The sequence below is a fragment of the Streptomyces sp. NPDC001922 genome, from assembly GCF_042891165.1.
Taxonomy (GTDB): domain Bacteria; phylum Actinomycetota; class Actinomycetes; order Streptomycetales; family Streptomycetaceae; genus Streptomyces.
The window spans coordinates 57,072-72,350 of the sequence record NZ_JBIASV010000001.1 but is presented as its reverse complement, the minus strand read 5'-3'; the positions used below and the strand labels follow the sequence as shown (position 1 = coordinate 72,350).

Genomic DNA, 15,279 nt, shown 5'->3' with positions numbered 1-15,279 from the left:
GCCGGTGCGAGCGGCCCCAGGGCCTGCGCGCACAGCCCCTGGCCTCGGCCCCAACGCGTCCGACGACCCGCACACGGCGTCCGACCCGTGAACTCCGACCCGTAAACGGCGTGCCACGCAAACGCGAAGGGCGGCCCGGAACCGAGTTCCGGGCCGCCCTTCGCGTTGTTCCACGCGCTGCGCGCGTTCAGCGCATCTTGCCGCCCCGCGGCATCCGCATGCCCTTCGGCATCGGGCCCTTCGGGATCGGCATGTTGCTCATCAGGTCGCCGAGGGCGCGCAGCCGGTCGTTCACCACCGTGACCTGGGAGCCGGGGAGCACCCGCGGCAGCTTCATCAGGGTCGTGCGGAGCCGCTTCAGCGGGACCTGGCCCTCGTCGTCACCGACGACGACGTCGTGCACCGGCACGTCGACGACGACGCGCGCCATCTTCTTCTTCTCGGACGCCAGCAGGCTCTTGACCCGGTTCGCGTTGCCCTCGGCCACCAGCACGATGCCGGCCTTGCCGACGGCCCGGTGGACGATGTCCTGGTTCCGGTTCATCGCCACCGCGGGGGTCACGGACCAGCCGCGGCCGATGTTCTCCAGCACCGCGGCCGCGGCTCCGGGCTGGCCTTCCATCTGCCCGAAGGCAGCGCGCTCGGCCCGGCGTCCGAAGACGATCGCCATCGCGAGGAAGGCCAGCAGGAAGCCCAGGAGGCCCAGGTAGACCGGGTGGTCGATCAGGAAGCCGATCGCAAGGAGGACACCGAAGGTGACAATTCCCACAGCCGCGACGACAAGACCGACCTTGGAGTCGACCCGCTTGGTCATCTTGTAGGTCAGGGCGATCTGCTGCAGCCGCCCGGGGTTCTCGGATGTTTCCTTCCTCGCCATGCCCCAGAGTTTACGTGGCCTGCGGAGCGCGGGTTGCCACGGCCTCCAGCACGTGCTGAGCCTCCCGCCGGTCGTTCGCCCGGCGGCGGTCCTCCAGGACCGCGGTCCAGGCGTTCTGGCGGGCGGTGCGCTGGCCGCCGCGGAGCAGCACCTCCTCCACGGCACGGAGGGCGTCGGTGACGGACGGGATGGCGGTGGCGCGTACGGGCGCGGCCTGCATGGCGAAAGTCCCCTCGGAGCGGGTGGGCGGGAACGGAACTGCGCTGTGCTTACCAACTGCGCTGTGCTGACCGACAGCACTGTGCTTACCCGGGGTCACTCCCCGGTCCCATCAGAGTCACTGATGGGTGTTACCAGCACGTGACCGGTTGGTCAAACACCAATGAAACCCATACGCGGCCCGTACACACCTTGACGCGGCCCGTACGTGGGAACGTACGGGCCGCGTCACCGACCGAATGGCGGAACCGGCGCCTCAGCCCGCCTGCGGGGCGGCCGCGGCGGAGCGGCGGTCCATGGCCTGCTGGAAGAGCCGGCCGGCGCGGTAGGAGGACCGGACCAGCGGCCCGGACATCACACCGGAGTAGCCGATCTCCTCGGCCTCCTCCGAGAGCTCCACGAACTCCTGCGGCTTCACCCAGCGCTCCACCGGGTGGTGCCGGACGGTCGGCCGCAGGTACTGGGTGATGGTGATCAGCTCGCAGCCCGCGTCGTGCAGGTCCTGCAGTGCCTGGCTGATCTCCTCGCGGGTCTCGCCCATGCCCAGGATCAGGTTGGACTTGGTCACCAGACCGGCCTCGCGGGCCTTGGTGATGACCTCCAGAGACCGCTCGTAGCGGAACCCGGGACGGATCCGCTTGAAGATCCGCGGCACCGTCTCCACGTTGTGCGCGAACACCTCGGGACGGGAGGAGAAGACCTCGGCGAGATGGTCGGGGGCGGCGTTGAAGTCGGGGGCCAGCAGCTCGACCTTGGTGCGGCCGTCCTTGCGCTCCGAGGTCATCGCGTGGATCTGCCGCACCGTCTCCGCGTACAGCCAGGCGCCGCCGTCCTCCAGGTCGTCGCGGGCGACGCCGGTGATCGTGGCGTAGTTGAGGTCCATGGTGACCACGGACTCACCGACGCGGCGGGGCTCGTCCCGGTCCAGCGGCTCCGGGCGGCCGGTGTCGATCTGGCAGAAGTCACAGCGCCGGGTGCACTGGTCACCGCCGATGAGGAAGGTCGCCTCGCGGTCCTCCCAGCACTCGAAGATGTTCGGACAGCCGGCCTCCTGGCACACCGTGTGCAGGCCCTCGCGCTTCACCAGGCTCTGCATCTGGGTGTACTCGGGCCCCATCTTCGCCCGGGTCTTGATCCACTCTGGCTTGCGCTCGATGGGCGTCTGGCTGTTCCGGACCTCCAGGCGCAGCATCTTGCGTCCGTCGGGTGCAACTGCGGACACGTCCGGCTCCCTACGACTTCGATTCTTCGGCGCACACCAGGGTACGCCCGTTGTTCATACGGTCCTACGCGGTGGCCAACCCGTGAGCCTGCGGGGACATTCCCCCGGACGGCACCGGACCGGCCTGGCCCCGGTTACTCGGCGTGCGCGACCTGGCGGGGCAGCGGGTTCGCCGCCTCCAGGACCGCCCGCAGATGCTTCTCGACCACCGGCACGACCTCGGTCACGGAGACCCGGCGGCCCAGCTCGTCGGAGATCGAGGTGACCCCGGCGTCGCGGATGCCGCACGGCACGATCCGGTCGTACGCGGTGTTGTCGGGATCACAGTTGAGAGCGAAGCCGTGCATCGTGACGCCCTTGGCGACCCGGATGCCGATGGCGGCCAGCTTGCGGTCCTCGCGGCGCTGGCCGGCGTTGGACGGGGCGTACTCGGGACCGTGCAGCCGGGGGTCGAACTCGTCGTCGTCCAGCCGCGGGTCGAGGTGCAGCGACAGGCTGCCCGTCGACGGGCGCTGGTCGATCGGGTCGCCGAGCACCCACACCCCGCTGCGGCCCTCGACCCGGGTGGTCTCCACGCCGAACTCGGCGCAGGTCAGGATCAGCGCCTCCTCCAGGCGGCGGACGTGTGCGACCACGTCCACCGGGCGGGGCAGCTTCAGGATCGGATAGCCGACGAGCTGGCCCGGGCCGTGCCAGGTGATCTTGCCGCCGCGGTCCACGTCGACCACCGGGGTCCCGTCCAGCGGGCGCTCACTGTCGGTGGTGCGCCGTCCCGCCGTGTAGACGGGCGGGTGCTCCAGCAGCAGACAGGTGTCCGGGATCTCGTCCGCGAACCGCGCCGCGTGGACCTGCCGCTGCTCCTCCCACGCCGCCGTGTACTCGACGGCGTCGTCTCCGAAGCCCAGGTGGACGAAGCGCAGGGACTGGGACACGGGGACCGTCTCCTGGGAGGGGGCAGCGCTCACGGGGGCTCCTTCGAACTCACGTCTTGCTTCTCTCACGCGGTAGCCACTGTACGGCCGGGCTTCCGAAATGTCGGCACGCGGGTTCCCGGGCCCCGGGCGGCCACGGCCCGGCCCGGCGTGCGGCGCAGGGCCGTCGCTCCCGCCCGGCGTTTGCTCACACGATCGGATGAATACGGCGCGATGGCCGCGATCAGGGCGGCCACGGCCGTTAAGTTCGCGCCGTTCCACATGGGTGATCGGGGGGAAGCGGCAGGCTCGTCGCCTTTTCGCGCCCTCTGCTCCCAGGGCCCGGAAGGCAGGAGACCGCACAGCCGATGACGGATCGACCCCAGCAGCGCATTCCCAACCGTCAGCTCGCCGCGCTCATCGCGGAGGCCGGGTTCTCCAACGCCGGGCTCGCCCGCAGGGTCGACCAGCTCGGCCTCGAACACGGCCTCGACCTGCGCTACGACAAGACCTCGGTGACCCGCTGGCTGCGCGGCCAGCAGCCGCGCGGCACGACGCCCGCCCTGATCGCCGAGGTGTTCACCCGCCGCCTGGGCCGCCGGCTCTCCGCCCAGGACCTGGGGCTGGACGCCTGCGCCCCGGTCTACGCGGGCCTGGAGTTCGCGGCGAGCCCCGCCGAGGCGGTGGACATCGTCAGCGGGCTGTGGCGCAAGGACTCCGGCAGCCACGCCGAGCTGCGCAAGATCGCGTTCACCCCGGCGGGGCTGGTCGTGCCCAGCCGGGACTGGCTGATCGGGCGGCCCGACGAGCGCGTCGGCCGCGGCGTCGAGGCGCCCGGGGTACCGGCCCCCCGGTCCGGCGGTGCTCCCGGCGCCCCGGGGGACGCGGCCGGCGGGCGGGGGCAGGCACCCGGCCGGGCACAGGTCCCCCGGCAGCGGCAGACCGACCGGGTGGCGGGCCAGCGGGTCACCTCGGGTGACATCGCGGCCCTGCGCTCGGTGGCGGAGCTGTTCCGCACCCTCGACCAGGCGTACGGCGGCGGGCACGCCCGGCAGGCCCTGGTCCGCTACCTGGAGCACGAGGCCGAGCCCATGCTGCGCGGGGCGTACGGGGAGTCGACGGGGCGCCGGCTGTTCGCCGCCGTCGCCGACCTGACCCGGCTCGCGGGCTGGACCTCGTTCGACATCGCCGCCCACGGGCTCGCGCAGCGCTACTTCGTCCAGGCCCTGCGGCTCGCCCAGGCGGCGGGGGACCGCCCGTACGGCAGCTATGTGCTGGTGACCATGAGCCGGCAGGCCGTCTACCTGGGGCACGGCCGGGAGGCGGTGCAGCTCGCCCGGGTCGCCCAGCAGGGCGTCGGCAGCGGCGCGCCGCCGGTGGTGCAGGCCCTGCTGCACGCCGTGGAGGCGCGCGGGCACGGCGTGGTCGGCGACGTCCGGGCCTGCACCACCTCGCTCGCGCGGGCGGAGAAGGCGCTGGAGGCGGCGCGGCCCGGTGACGAGGTGCCGCACTGGGCGCGGTTCTTCGACGAGGCGCAGCTCGCCGACGAGTTCGGCCACTGCCACCGCGACCTCCAGCAGTACCGGGTCGCGGCGCAGCACGCGGAGCGCTCGCTGCAGCTGCGCGGCACGGCGTTCGCCCGCAGCCGGCTGTTCTGCCGGGTGGTGCTGGCCTCGGCGCGGCTGGGCATGGGCGAGCTGGAGCAGGCGTGCGCCCTGGGGGCGGAGGCCGCCCAGCAGGCGACCGAGATGCGGTCGGCGCGTGCCGTGGAGTACGTCCGGGACTTCGAGCGGCGGCTGGAGCCGTACAAGGAGGCACCGGCGGTCCGCGGGTACCGGGAGCGGGTGGCGGCGCTCGGCGTCTGAGGCCGGGCAGGGGAGGGACGGGGCGTGGGGACGCACCTGGGTGCCGGTGCGGGTGCGGGTGCGGGTGCGGGCGGTGCGGCGCGGGCCGGTGAGCGTGCCCGCACCCGGGCGGGACGGACCGGTGTCGCACCCGGGCGGGACGTACCGGGCACCGGCGGAGCGGGACGCGTACGGGCGCGACGGGACGCACCGGCGGGTGCCGGGCGGCCCCCGGCGCCGGTGCGTCGCCCCTCGCCCTCAGGCCGCCATGGGCAGCGCCGGCGGTTCCTCCGCGGGCGGCAGGCCGAAGTCCCGCAGGGCCGCGTGCGCGGCGCGACGGCCCGAGAGGATCGCGCCGCGGGCCGTGCTGGTGTCGCGGTGGTCCCCGCAGACGTACAGGCCCGACAGCACCCGCACCGGACGCCGCAGGTCGTGCGGCGCGCCCATGGCGGGCACCGCCTCCGGGTCGTGGTGGGCGCCGAGCAGCCGCCAGCCGTCCGCGGAGGTGCCGTAGAGCTCGCCGAGCTGACCGCGGGCCGCCTTGTCGAGCACGTCCGGCGACTGCGCGGCGGCGGAGCCGAGCACCGTCGAGGTGATGAGGACCCCGCCGGGCGGCGTCCGCGACGGATCGGCCTCGCTGACGACGGCCGTGTGCGAGACCGGGCCACGCCGTTCGCCGTCCAGCAGGAGCGTCGGTTCGGCCAGCGGGGACACCTCGGCCGCGTGGTGCAGCACGGTCACCGGGTGGAAGTCCGGGACCCGCAGGCCCGGGAGGAGTTCGGCCGCGGCGCGCGCACCGGTGGCCACCAGCACCGCCCGGCAGGCGAACTGCCCGTGCTCGGCGGTGTCGACGCAGGTGGTGGACGCCGCGACGGCGCGCACCCCGGTCTGCACGGTGCCCGGGGGCAGCGCCGCGGCCATCAGCTCCGGGACCGTGGCGGCACCGCCCGCGGGAAGGCAGAGCCGGCCCCGGGCGAAGCCGCGCAGCGCCAGCTCGGCGCAGCGGCTGGAGGTGTTCATGCCCGGGTCGCTGAGCAGGGCGGTCAGCAGCGGCCGGAGGAAGCCGTCGACGGTACGGCCCGGCAGCCCCCTGGAGTGCAGGGCCTCGGCCGCGGTCTGCTCGGGGCGCGAGAGCAGCCGGTCGGCCGGGAGCGCGGCGAGCCGGTTCAGGAACGCCGAGGCGCGCGCCTGGTCGAGGGCGCCGCCCAGCGGCGACCGCGCGGCCGACGCGAGGGCGCGGGCCGCGGTCAGCGCGCCGCGGGAGCTCCGGGCGTCGCCGAACCGCTGGTGGCGGCCTCCGAGGTGCACCAGGACTCCGGACGACAGCGGACGGAGCGTCAGACCGCCGAGGCCCGGAGTGCGGAGCACTTCGGGGTAGAAGGTGTTGAGGAGCTGCGGGGTGCGGTCGAGCCGGAAGCCGTCGACCATGTCGGTGGCCATCCGGCCCCCGACATGAGGGGCCGCCTCCAGGACCGTGACCCCGACGCCCGCCTCGGTCAACTGGTGCGCCGCGGAGAGACCCGCCAGCCCGGCGCCCACGACGACGACGTCCGTCCGGTGTGTGTTGTGGCGTGCTGCGCTGCTGAGCACGGGCCCCTCCCCGAGGTCGGCGATGTCTCGCGCTGAGCGGCCCTGCCCGGCCGCTGGGGACCTCATGCCCTCAACGGCCTCTCGGGATGCTCGAGTTACGGACGAGCGTAGGAACGAATTCGGTCGTAGTCAGTCGCGCACCGACCGGGCATGGGCGCACTTCCGTCGCACGATGAACGCATAGGGATTGTTGGCTGGTCAAGAGGTGGAAGAGAGTGGTCTAAAGCGGTCAATCGGCGCCTGTCCGGAACCCGTCGGCAGCTGCCCGCCGATCCCGGCCCACCGCAGCTCGCCCCCGGCTGCCGGACCCCGCCGGGGCGGTACGCGGAACGGGCCGGCGTCGGGGCGGCGGACGGGGTACGGCGGACCCCGTGCCGGCCGTCCTCCACCGGGCCGGAACCGGGGGCGGCGGCACCGGAGTCCCGGCCGGCGGTCAGGTCAGCGCGGAGCGCACCGCGGCGTCCGCCGTCGGATACGCGAAGGAGAAGTCCGTTTCGAGCAGCCGCCGGGGCAGTACCCGCTTGCTGCCGAGCAGTTCCTCGGAGAGCTCGCCGAGGCCCAGCCGCAGCGCGGGGGCCGGGACGGCGAGGGCGGTCGGCCGCCGCAGCGCGCGCCCCAGCGCGGCGGTCACGTCGCGGTTCGTGGCGGGCTCCGGCGCGGTGCAGTTGACCGGCCCCGACAGCTCCTCCGTCTGCAGGATGTGGCGCAGCGCCGCCACCTCGTCCCGCAGTGCGACGAGACTCCAGTACTGGTTGCCGTCGCCGAGCCGGCCGCCCAGCCCCAGTTTGAACAGCGGGATGATCCGGCGGCCCCAGGCCCCGCCCTCGCCCGAGACGACCAGCCCGGTGCGCGCGAACACCGTGCGGATGCCCGCCTCCTGGGCCGGTGCCGCCGCCTCCTCCCAGTCCACGCAGAGCCGTGCGAGGAACCCGTCGCCGGGCGGGGCGGACTCGTCCACGGTCCGGTCCCCGGTGTCGCCGTAGAAGCCGACCGCGCTGCCGCTCAGCAGCACCCGGGGCGGGTTGTCCATCGAGGCCAGCGCCTCGGCGACGGTGGCCGTGCCCAGCACCCGGCTGTCCCGCAGCTTCCGCTTGTACGCCGCGGTCCAGTAGCGGTCCCCGATCCCCGCGGCCGCGAGGTGCACCATCCCGTCGCAGCCCATCAGACCGGCGGTGTCGACATATCCACGTTCCGGGTCCCACTCGACTTCGTCCGCCGCCCGGGGCGGCCGCCGCACCAGGCGGACCACCTCGTGTCCGTCGGACCGCAGTGAGCGGACGAGTGCCGTTCCGATGAGACCGGTCGAGCCGGTGACCGCGATGCGCATGCCCGACATCCTGCCCCGGCCGCTGCCCGGGATGCCGGAAAACAACCGGGCGGACACGGGCGGGATGACACAGTGTCTCTCATGCCCGACTCGCACATACGTACCGTCATTCGTCCTGCCGTCCCCGACGACGATGCCGTGCTGACAGCACTGGACCGGCGCACCTGGTCGACGCTGCACGCGGTGACCCCGAGCCCGCCGCTGGAGACCGACCCCTTCTTCGACGAGCGGCACCGCCCCGCCCACTTCCTGGTGGCCGAGTACGAGGGGCGCGTCGCCGGCTACGTGCGGCTGATCCAGCCCGTGCCGCTGCCCACCAACGCCCATGTGCGGCTGATCCAGGGCTTCGCGGTCGACACCTGGGCCCGCGGCCGGGGCATCGGGCGGGCGCTCCTCGACGCCGCCTGCGACGAGGCCCGCCGGCAGGGCGCGACCCGCATCACCCTGCGGGTGCTCGGGCACAACACCCCGGCCCGTCGGCTCTACGCGGCGGCGGGCTTCGTGGTGGAGGGCGTGCTGCCGGGGGAGTTCCTGGTGGCGGGCGAGTACGTCGACGACGTGATGATGGGCCGGTCGCTCACGACGTGACCGAGCGGCCCCCTGAGCGAGCAGCCCACCCGGCCGGGAGGTCCCACCCACCGGCCGAACGGTCCCACCGCGCCGAACCGCCCCCCGACTGACAGGTGGCCCCGACCGGTCCGCCCCGGCACCTCCGCGGGGGTCAGGGCCGGTACACGAACGGTGTGGTGGTGCTCAGCCGGACGAACCCGAGCCGCGCCAGGATCGGGGCGCTCATGCTGGAGGCGTCGACCTGGAGGTAGTCGTAGCCGCGCTCGGCGGCGATCCGGGCCCGGTGGGCGATCAGCGCCCGGTAGATGCCCCGCCCGCGCCACGACGCCACTGTGCCGCCGCCCCAGAGCCCGGCGAACCCGGTGCCCGGATACAGCTCCATCCGCGCCGCGGACACCGGCAGCCCCTCGGCCATCGCGACCACCGCGTGGACGGTGTCCGGATGCGCGGTCAGCTGGGCGTGCAGCCGCTCCCGCAGCCCGGCGGAGCCGGTGCCGAACGCCTCCGCGTGGACCGCCGCCAGGAGTTCCACGCCCGCCGGACCGGTGACCGGGTGCAGCCGGACGCCGTCGGGCAGGTCGATACGGGGCGCCAGGTCGCCGACCCGGGCCACCATCAGGGACTCCTCCGGACCGGGCTCGAACCCGGCCGCCGTCAGCCGCTCGGCCAGGTCGCCCGGCCGGTCATGGGCGTAGAGCTTCCACTCGAACTCCCGCCCCAGCGCCGTGAAGTACCGCACCTGCTCCGCGACGGCGGCATCCGCGGTCCCCGGGGTCAGGTCCGACCAGACGACGCCGTTCCAGCCGCTTTCCGCACCCACCTGCCGCACCACGTCTCCGGCCCGCTCGACCCGGGCGCCGGGGCCGTCGGCCGGTACGTCGCGCCGCATCCGTCGGTCGAACAGGTGGAGCATCGGCTCATGATCCATCCGCAGAGTCCAGCACCGCGCGGCCCCGGCCCACAACCGGTTTTGCGACAACCGCGGACCGGAGTGGGGGAGTGCGGAACGCGGCGGTGCGGGCGGGGCACGACGGCGCGCGGGAGGAGAGGCGTAACGGGAGGAGAGAGGCACCCGGCGAGGGGGGGCACGGGCAACGGCCGGGGGAGGGGCGAAGGACCCACGGCTCCGGCTCCGTCCCGGAACGCCCGGGCCTGAGGGCCGGAACGCCCCGGCACCCTCCCGGGAACGCCCCGGCCTCAGGGCCGGAACGCGTCCCACAGCTTGGGGAAGCGTTCCGTCAGCGTCCGGTCGTCCTCGAAGTCGAGGGCCGTGCCCGCGGGCTCCCGGGGCGGTGCGGCCAGGCCCAGTTCCGGTGTCTCCAGCCCGGTCAGCTGCTCGTACGCCTCGTCGGCCGCGTAGCCCAGCTCCTCGGCGTCGCCGTCGACCTCCTCGTCGAAGTCGTCGAGCAGCTCCGCCAGGTCGTCCGGTTCGTGCAGCGCCCCCTCGAAGACCTCCCGGCCCTGGCCGATCAGCCAGCAGCGGAAGTTGTCGAAGGCGTCGTCGCTGGCGCCGCCCAGCAGGACCCAGGCGGCGCCCCAGAGATCCCACCGGTAGGCGCGGTTGAAACGGGCCTCGAAGTGGCGGGCGAAGTCCAGCACGGCCTCCGGGTCGAACTGCAGCAGCCGGTCCACGAGCAGCTCCGCCTGCTCCTCCGGGTCGCCCTCGGCGGCCTCACGGGCGCTGTCGATGATCTCCCAGAAGTCCGTCTCGTCCATCACGGGACCAGGATCGGCCCTGCCACCCCCCGACGCACGCGGAGCGGCGAGGCTGCGGCTGTGTCGTTACCGGCCGGGGTACCGCGCCGTGATCGAAGTGATCTTGCGACTGTCCTACGGGCCGCCCGGTCGGCGCAGCGCCCGGGACGGCTGCCGGGGCGGCAGCGGCCCCCGGCGCACGGTACGTACTCCCGGTGCCCGGCGGTGCGCCCGGGCGTGGACGAGGGCCTGCGCGCCCGGGAGCGGAATGAGGGCCCGCGCCCCCGGGGAGCGGCCACCACGGCCCGTGCCCACGGGAGCGGCACCAGAGCGCCCTGCGTCCGGGAACCCGTGCCCTTCTGCCGCCGTCCACCGGCCCCGGCGGGCCTCCCGCCCTCATGCCGGGCGGCGGGACCGCCGTTCCTGCCGCCCGGTCACCGTGCGTCGGCCGAGTCCTTCTCCGCTCCCGGTGCGCCGTGCGCCCGGCCGTAGAGGGCCGCCGAGCGCTCCGCCGCCTCGGCGCAGCGCTGCCGCAGCTCCACCGGCTCCAGCACCTCCGCCTCCGGGCCGAGGCCCAGGAGCTGGGCGTAGGCGACCTCCAGCGATTCCACGGCCAGGGTGACCGTCACCCGGCCCTGTGCGTCGGGCGGCCCGGCCGCGGCGAGTGCCTCCCCTGCCGCCGCCCGGTCCGTCACCTGCGGCAGCCACCGGGCGCCGGCCTCCGACAGCCGCAGGACGACGCGGTCGCGCAGGATGGAGCGGGCGAACGCCGCCGCCCGCTCCGCCCAGAAGGCCGGCAGGTCGAAGTCCGCGTCCCGGACGAACCGCTCCGGGCCGGCGGTCACCGCGGCGAACCGGTCCACCCGGTAGACCCGGAACTGCCCCGCCACCCGGGCCGCCACGTACCAGACCCCCGCCTTGAGCACGAGGCCGTGCGGCTCCAGCTCCCGGGCCACCTCCGACCCGTCGCGCACATAGCGGGCCGCGAGCCGGCGGTCGTCCCACACCGCCTCGGCGACCTCGGGCAGCAGCTCCGGCGTCACCGGCTCCTGCCACCAGCCCGGCGCGTCGAGGTGGAAGCGCTGCGCGGTGTCCTCGGGCGCGTCCCGGAGCTCCGGCAGCAGCGCGGCGGCCACCTTGAGCCGGGCCGCCGCCCCGGCGTCCGCGAGCCCCATCCCGGCGAGTGCCGAGGGCACACCGGAGAGGAAGAGCGCCGCGGCCTCCGCCCGGCCCAGCCCCGTCAGCCGGGTGCGGTAGCCGCCGACCAGCCGGTAGCCGCCGGTCCGTCCCCGGTCCGCGTACACCGGCACACCGGCCTCGGAGAGCGCCAGGACGTCGCGCGACACCGTGCGCTCCGAGACCTCCAGCTCCTGTGCCAGCTCGCCGCCGGTCATGCCGCCGCGGCTCTGCAGCAGCAGGACCAGACGCATCAGCCGTGCCGCTCGCACCGGTTCTCCTTCCTCGGTCCGCACCCGCCGCGGTCAGGGACGCCGTGTCCGGCGGGAACGGTTCCGGCGGGAACGGTTCCGGGGCCCGCCGCTCCGGTGCCCCGCCGCTCCGGGGACCCACCGCCCCGCGGCCCGCCGCGGCGCGCGCACCGCCCGGCCGGGGTGCCGCACCGGCCGCCGGATCACCCGCCGTCCCTCCGCGCCGCACCGGAACGATACGCGCCGCCCGCGCGCCGGGCCGCGGACCGGCGAACGCCCTGCCGCACCGGGCACGGGCGGGGAGAACCGCGGAACGGCCGCGCCCCCGCCCCGCGGAGTGCGGGAGCGGGGGCGCGGCCGTCGTGCGTGCCTGCTGCGGCTCAGAGCCCGAGGTCGACCTCGAACTCGCCGGCCTCCAGGATCTCCTTGACGGCCGTCAGGTAACGGGCCGCGTCGGCACCGTCCACCAGGCGGTGGTCGTAGGAGAGCGCCAGGTAGGTCATGTCGCGGACACCGATGACGGTGCCCTCCGGGGTCTCCAGGACCGCCGGGCGCTTGACCGTGGCGCCGATGCCCAGGATGCCGACCTGGTTCGGGGGCACGATGACCGTGTCGAACAGCGCACCGCGCGAGCCGGTGTTGCTGATCGTGAAGGTCGCGCCGGACAGCTCGTCCGGGGTGATCTTGTTCGACCGGACCTTGCTGGCCAGCTCCGCGGTCTTCTTCGAGAGACCGGCGATGTTGAGGTCGCCGGCACCCTTGATGACCGGGGTCATCAGACCCTTCTCGGAGTCCACCGCGATACCGATGTTCTCGGTGTCGAAGTAGGTGATCGTGCCCTCGTCCTCGTTGATCCGGGCGTTGATGACCGGGTGGGCCTTCAGCGCCTGGGCCGCGGCCTTGACGAAGAACGGCATCGGCGAGAGCTTGACGCCCTCACGCTGAGCGAAGGCGTCCTTGGCCTGGCCGCGCAGCTTCATGATCTTGGTGACGTCCACCTCGACCACGGTGGTCAGCTGCGCCTGGTCGTGCAGGGCCTTCTTCATGTTGTCGCCGATGACCTTGCGCATCCGGGTCATCTTGACCGTCTGGCCGCGCAGCGGCGACACCTCGACGGCGGCGGCCTTCTTCGGCGCGGCGGCGGACGCGGCCGGAGCCGCGGCCTTGGCGGCCTCGGCGGCGGCGAGCACGTCCTGCTTGCGGATCCGGCCACCGACACCGGTGCCCTTCACGCCCGCCAGGTCGACGCCGTTCTCCGAGGCCAGCTTGCGCACCAGCGGAGTGACGTACGCGCCGTCGGCCTCACCGGCCGGAGCGGCGGGCGCCGCCGGAGCCGGAGCCGGCGCGGGGGCCGGAGCCGGGGCCGGGGCGGGAGCCGGAGCGGCCGGGGCCTGCGGAGCCGGGGCCGGAGCCTCCTGCTTCGGGGCTTCCTGCTTCGGGGCCTCCTGCTTCGGAGCCTCCTCGGCCGGAGCGGGCGCCGGGGCGGCCGGGGCGGCGGCCGGAGCGGCACCGGCCGCACCGATGACCGCCAGCTTGGCGCCGACCTCGGCCGTCTCGTCCTCGCCGACCAGGATCTCGAGCAGGGTGCCCGCGGCCGGGGCCGGGATCTCGGTGTCGACCTTGTCGGTCGAGACCTCGAGCAGCGGCTCGTCGGCCGCGACCTCTTCGCCGACCTGCTTCAGCCAGCGGGTCACGGTGCCCTCGGTGACGGACTCGCCCAGCGCCGGCAGCACCACGTCGGTGCCCTCGGCGGAGCCCGCGGCCGGAGCGGCGGCGGGGGCCTCGGCCTGCGCCGGGGCCGGCTCGGGCTCGGGCTCCGGCTCGGCCTGCGGGGCCGGCTCGGCGGCCGGGGCGGCGGCCTCGGCGGGGGCGCCGGAGCCGTCGTCGATGACGGCCAGCTCGGCGCCGACCTCCACCGTCTCGTCCTCGGCCACCTTGATGGAGGACAGGACACCCGACGCGGGGGCCGGGATCTCGGTGTCGACCTTGTCGGTCGAGACCTCGAGCAGCGGCTCGTCGGCCTCGACCCGCTCGCCCTCGGCCTTGAGCCAACGGGTGACGGTGCCCTCGGAGACGCTCTCGCCGAGCGCCGGAAGGGTTACGGAAACCGCCATGGTTACGGTTGCTCCTTAAAAATCTGTGCGGATGGGGTCGCGCCCGTGACGGTCAGTCGTGGGAGTGCAGAGGCTTGCCGGCCAGGGCCAGGTGGGCCTCGCCGAGCGCCTCGTTCTGGGTCGGGTGCGCGTGGATGAGCTGCGCGACCTCGGCCGGCAGCGCCTCCCAGTTGTAGATCAGCTGCGCCTCGCCGACCTGCTCGCCCATACGGTCACCGACCATGTGGACGCCGACCACGGCACCGTCCCGCACCTGGACGAGCTTGATCTCGCCCGCGGTCTTCAGGATCTTGCTCTTGCCGTTGCCGCCGAGGTTGTACTTGAGCGCGACGACCTTGTCGGAGCCGTACAGCTCCTTGGCCTTCGCCTCGGTGATGCCGACGGACGCGACCTCCGGGTGGCAGTACGTCACCCGCGGCACACCGTCGTAGTCGATCGGCACGGTCTTGAGACCGGCCAGGCGCTCCGCCACCAGGATGCCCTCGGCGAAGCCGACGTGGGCGAGCTGGAGGGTCGGAACGAGGTCGCCCACGGCCGAAATGGTCGGCACGTTGGTCTGCATGTACTCGTCGACGAGGACGTAGCCGCGGTCCATGCCGACCCCGGCCTCCTCGTAGCCCAGGCCCTGCGACACCGGGCCGCGGCCGACGGCGACGAGCAGCACCTCGGCCTCGAAGGTCTTGCCGTTCTCCAGCGAGACCTTCACGCCGTCGGCGGTGTGCTCGACGCCGGAGAAGCGGGAGCCGAGGGAGAAGTTGATGCCGCGCTTGCGGAAGGCGCGCTCCAGCAGCTTGGAGCTGTTCTCGTCCTCGACCGGGACGAGGTGCGGAAGCGCCTCGACGATCGTGACGTCGGCCCCGAAGGACTTCCAGGCGGAGGCGAACTCGACGCCGATGACACCGCCGCCGAGCACGATCGCGGACTTCGGCACGCGGTCGAGCACCAGCGCGTGGTCGGAGGAGATGACGCGCTCGCCGTCGATCTCCAGGCCCGGCAGCGACTTCGGTACGGAACCGGTCGCCAGCAGGATGTGACGGCCCTCGTAGCGCTCGCCGTTCACCTCCACGGTGGTGGGCGAGGTCAGCCGGCCCTCGCCGGTCACGTAGGTGACCTTGCGGGAGGCGACCAGGCCCTGCAGGCCCTTGTACAGGCCGGAGATCACGCCGTCCTTGTACTTGTGCACGCCCGCCATGTCGATGCCGTCGAGCGAGGTCTGCACGCCGAAGGACGCGCCGTCGCGCGCCTGGTCGGCGATCTCACCGGCGTGGAGCAGCGCCTTGGTGGGGATGCATCCGCGGTGCAGGCAGGTGCCGCCCAGCTTGTCCTTCTCGATCAGGGCGACGTCCAGGCCCAGCTGCGCCCCGCGCAGGGCAGCGGCGTAACCACCGCTACCGCCTCCGAGGATCACTAGGTCGAAAACGGTGCTGGCGTCGTTCGCCACGTCACGTCCTCCATGCATGGGTACGCCGGAGCCGGTCCTGCC

Annotated in this window: 13 protein-coding genes; 2 read left to right on the top strand and 11 right to left on the bottom strand. The window is 74.0% G+C overall.

Features of this window, described 5'->3' with window-relative positions; genetic code table 11:
• Positions 1–187: 187 nt before the first annotated feature.
• The 4 genes from ACFYYR_RS00315 to lipB form a co-directional block, all read right to left on the bottom strand.
• A complete protein-coding gene (locus tag ACFYYR_RS00315; protein ID WP_388844989.1) occupies positions 188–877 on the bottom strand; it encodes a DUF4191 domain-containing protein in 690 nt (229 codons plus the stop codon).
• 10 nt (positions 878–887) lie between these two features.
• A complete protein-coding gene (locus ACFYYR_RS00310; protein ID WP_351513726.1) occupies positions 888–1,097 on the bottom strand; it encodes a hypothetical protein in 210 nt (69 codons plus the stop codon).
• Between the two features lie 255 nt (positions 1,098–1,352).
• A complete protein-coding gene (gene lipA, locus ACFYYR_RS00305; RefSeq protein WP_388844984.1) occupies positions 1,353–2,318 on the bottom strand; it encodes a lipoyl synthase in 966 nt (321 codons plus the stop codon).
• A 134-nt stretch (positions 2,319–2,452) separates the two neighbouring features.
• On the bottom strand, positions 2,453–3,283 hold the full coding sequence (gene lipB / locus ACFYYR_RS00300) for a lipoyl(octanoyl) transferase LipB (RefSeq protein ID WP_388844981.1): 831 nt from the start codon (positions 3,281–3,283) through the stop codon (positions 2,453–2,455).
• 314 nt (positions 3,284–3,597) lie between these two features.
• Here lipB and ACFYYR_RS00295 point away from each other — a divergent pair, with 314 nt between their 5' ends.
• A complete protein-coding gene (locus tag ACFYYR_RS00295) occupies positions 3,598–5,094 on the top strand; it encodes a regulator (protein ID WP_388844978.1) in 1,497 nt (498 codons plus the stop codon).
• A gap of 237 nt (positions 5,095–5,331) precedes the next feature.
• Here ACFYYR_RS00295 and ACFYYR_RS00290 read toward each other — a convergent pair whose 3' ends face one another.
• Together ACFYYR_RS00290 and ACFYYR_RS00285 are read right to left on the bottom strand one after the other, a co-directional pair.
• Complete coding sequence (locus tag ACFYYR_RS00290; RefSeq protein ID WP_388844975.1) at positions 5,332–6,663, bottom strand: NAD(P)/FAD-dependent oxidoreductase; 1,332 nt, start codon at positions 6,661–6,663, stop codon at positions 5,332–5,334.
• 433 nt (positions 6,664–7,096) lie between these two features.
• Positions 7,097–7,999, bottom strand: a complete 903-nt coding sequence (locus tag ACFYYR_RS00285; RefSeq protein ID WP_388846385.1) for a TIGR01777 family oxidoreductase — start codon at positions 7,997–7,999, stop codon at positions 7,097–7,099.
• A gap of 72 nt (positions 8,000–8,071) precedes the next feature.
• Between ACFYYR_RS00285 and ACFYYR_RS00280 the strand changes: the two genes are divergently transcribed.
• Positions 8,072–8,578 carry a GNAT family N-acetyltransferase gene (locus ACFYYR_RS00280; RefSeq protein ID WP_388844972.1) on the top strand — a complete coding sequence of 169 codons (507 nt, stop codon included), beginning with the start codon at positions 8,072–8,074 and terminating at the stop codon, positions 8,576–8,578.
• Between the two features lie 133 nt (positions 8,579–8,711).
• On the opposite strand, the gene ACFYYR_RS00275 is transcribed toward ACFYYR_RS00280, so the two are convergent.
• From ACFYYR_RS00275 to lpdA, 5 genes are all read right to left on the bottom strand, one after another.
• A complete protein-coding gene (locus tag ACFYYR_RS00275; protein WP_388844969.1) occupies positions 8,712–9,488 on the bottom strand; it encodes a GNAT family N-acetyltransferase in 777 nt (258 codons plus the stop codon).
• Positions 9,489–9,757: 269 nt separating this feature from the next.
• Complete coding sequence (locus ACFYYR_RS00270) at positions 9,758–10,276, bottom strand: DUF4240 domain-containing protein (protein ID WP_388846383.1); 519 nt, start codon at positions 10,274–10,276, stop codon at positions 9,758–9,760.
• Positions 10,277–10,689: 413 nt separating this feature from the next.
• Positions 10,690–11,703 carry a helix-turn-helix transcriptional regulator gene (locus ACFYYR_RS00265; RefSeq protein ID WP_388844966.1) on the bottom strand — a complete coding sequence of 338 codons (1,014 nt, stop codon included), beginning with the start codon at positions 11,701–11,703 and terminating at the stop codon, positions 10,690–10,692.
• Positions 11,704–12,062: 359 nt separating this feature from the next.
• Positions 12,063–13,796, bottom strand: coding sequence for a 2-oxoglutarate dehydrogenase, E2 component, dihydrolipoamide succinyltransferase (gene sucB / locus ACFYYR_RS00260; RefSeq protein ID WP_388844963.1), 1,734 nt, complete (start codon positions 13,794–13,796; stop codon positions 12,063–12,065).
• 52 nt (positions 13,797–13,848) lie between these two features.
• Positions 13,849–15,237, bottom strand: coding sequence for a dihydrolipoyl dehydrogenase (lpdA, locus tag ACFYYR_RS00255; protein WP_388844961.1), 1,389 nt, complete (start codon positions 15,235–15,237; stop codon positions 13,849–13,851).
• Between the last annotated feature and the right edge of the window lie 42 nt (positions 15,238–15,279).

Bases quoted from the DNA above. Each gene is read 5' to 3' on its own strand.
- ACFYYR_RS00315 (WP_388844989.1), bottom strand. From the start codon at position 877: ATGGCGAGGAAGGAAACATCCGAGAACCCCGGGCGGCTGCAGCAGATC.
- ACFYYR_RS00310 (WP_351513726.1), bottom strand. From the start codon at position 1,097: ATGCAGGCCGCGCCCGTACGCGCCACCGCCATCCCGTCCGTCACCGAC.
- ACFYYR_RS00295 (WP_388844978.1), top strand. From the start codon at position 3,598: ATGACGGATCGACCCCAGCAGCGCATTCCCAACCGTCAGCTCGCCGCG.
- ACFYYR_RS00285 (WP_388846385.1), bottom strand. From the start codon at position 7,999: ATGTCGGGCATGCGCATCGCGGTCACCGGCTCGACCGGTCTCATCGGA.
- ACFYYR_RS00280 (WP_388844972.1), top strand. From the start codon at position 8,072: ATGCCCGACTCGCACATACGTACCGTCATTCGTCCTGCCGTCCCCGAC.
- ACFYYR_RS00275 (WP_388844969.1), bottom strand. From the start codon at position 9,488: ATGGATCATGAGCCGATGCTCCACCTGTTCGACCGACGGATGCGGCGC.
- ACFYYR_RS00270 (WP_388846383.1), bottom strand. From the start codon at position 10,276: ATGGACGAGACGGACTTCTGGGAGATCATCGACAGCGCCCGTGAGGCC.
- sucB (WP_388844963.1), bottom strand. From the start codon at position 13,796: ATGGCGGTTTCCGTAACCCTTCCGGCGCTCGGCGAGAGCGTCTCCGAG.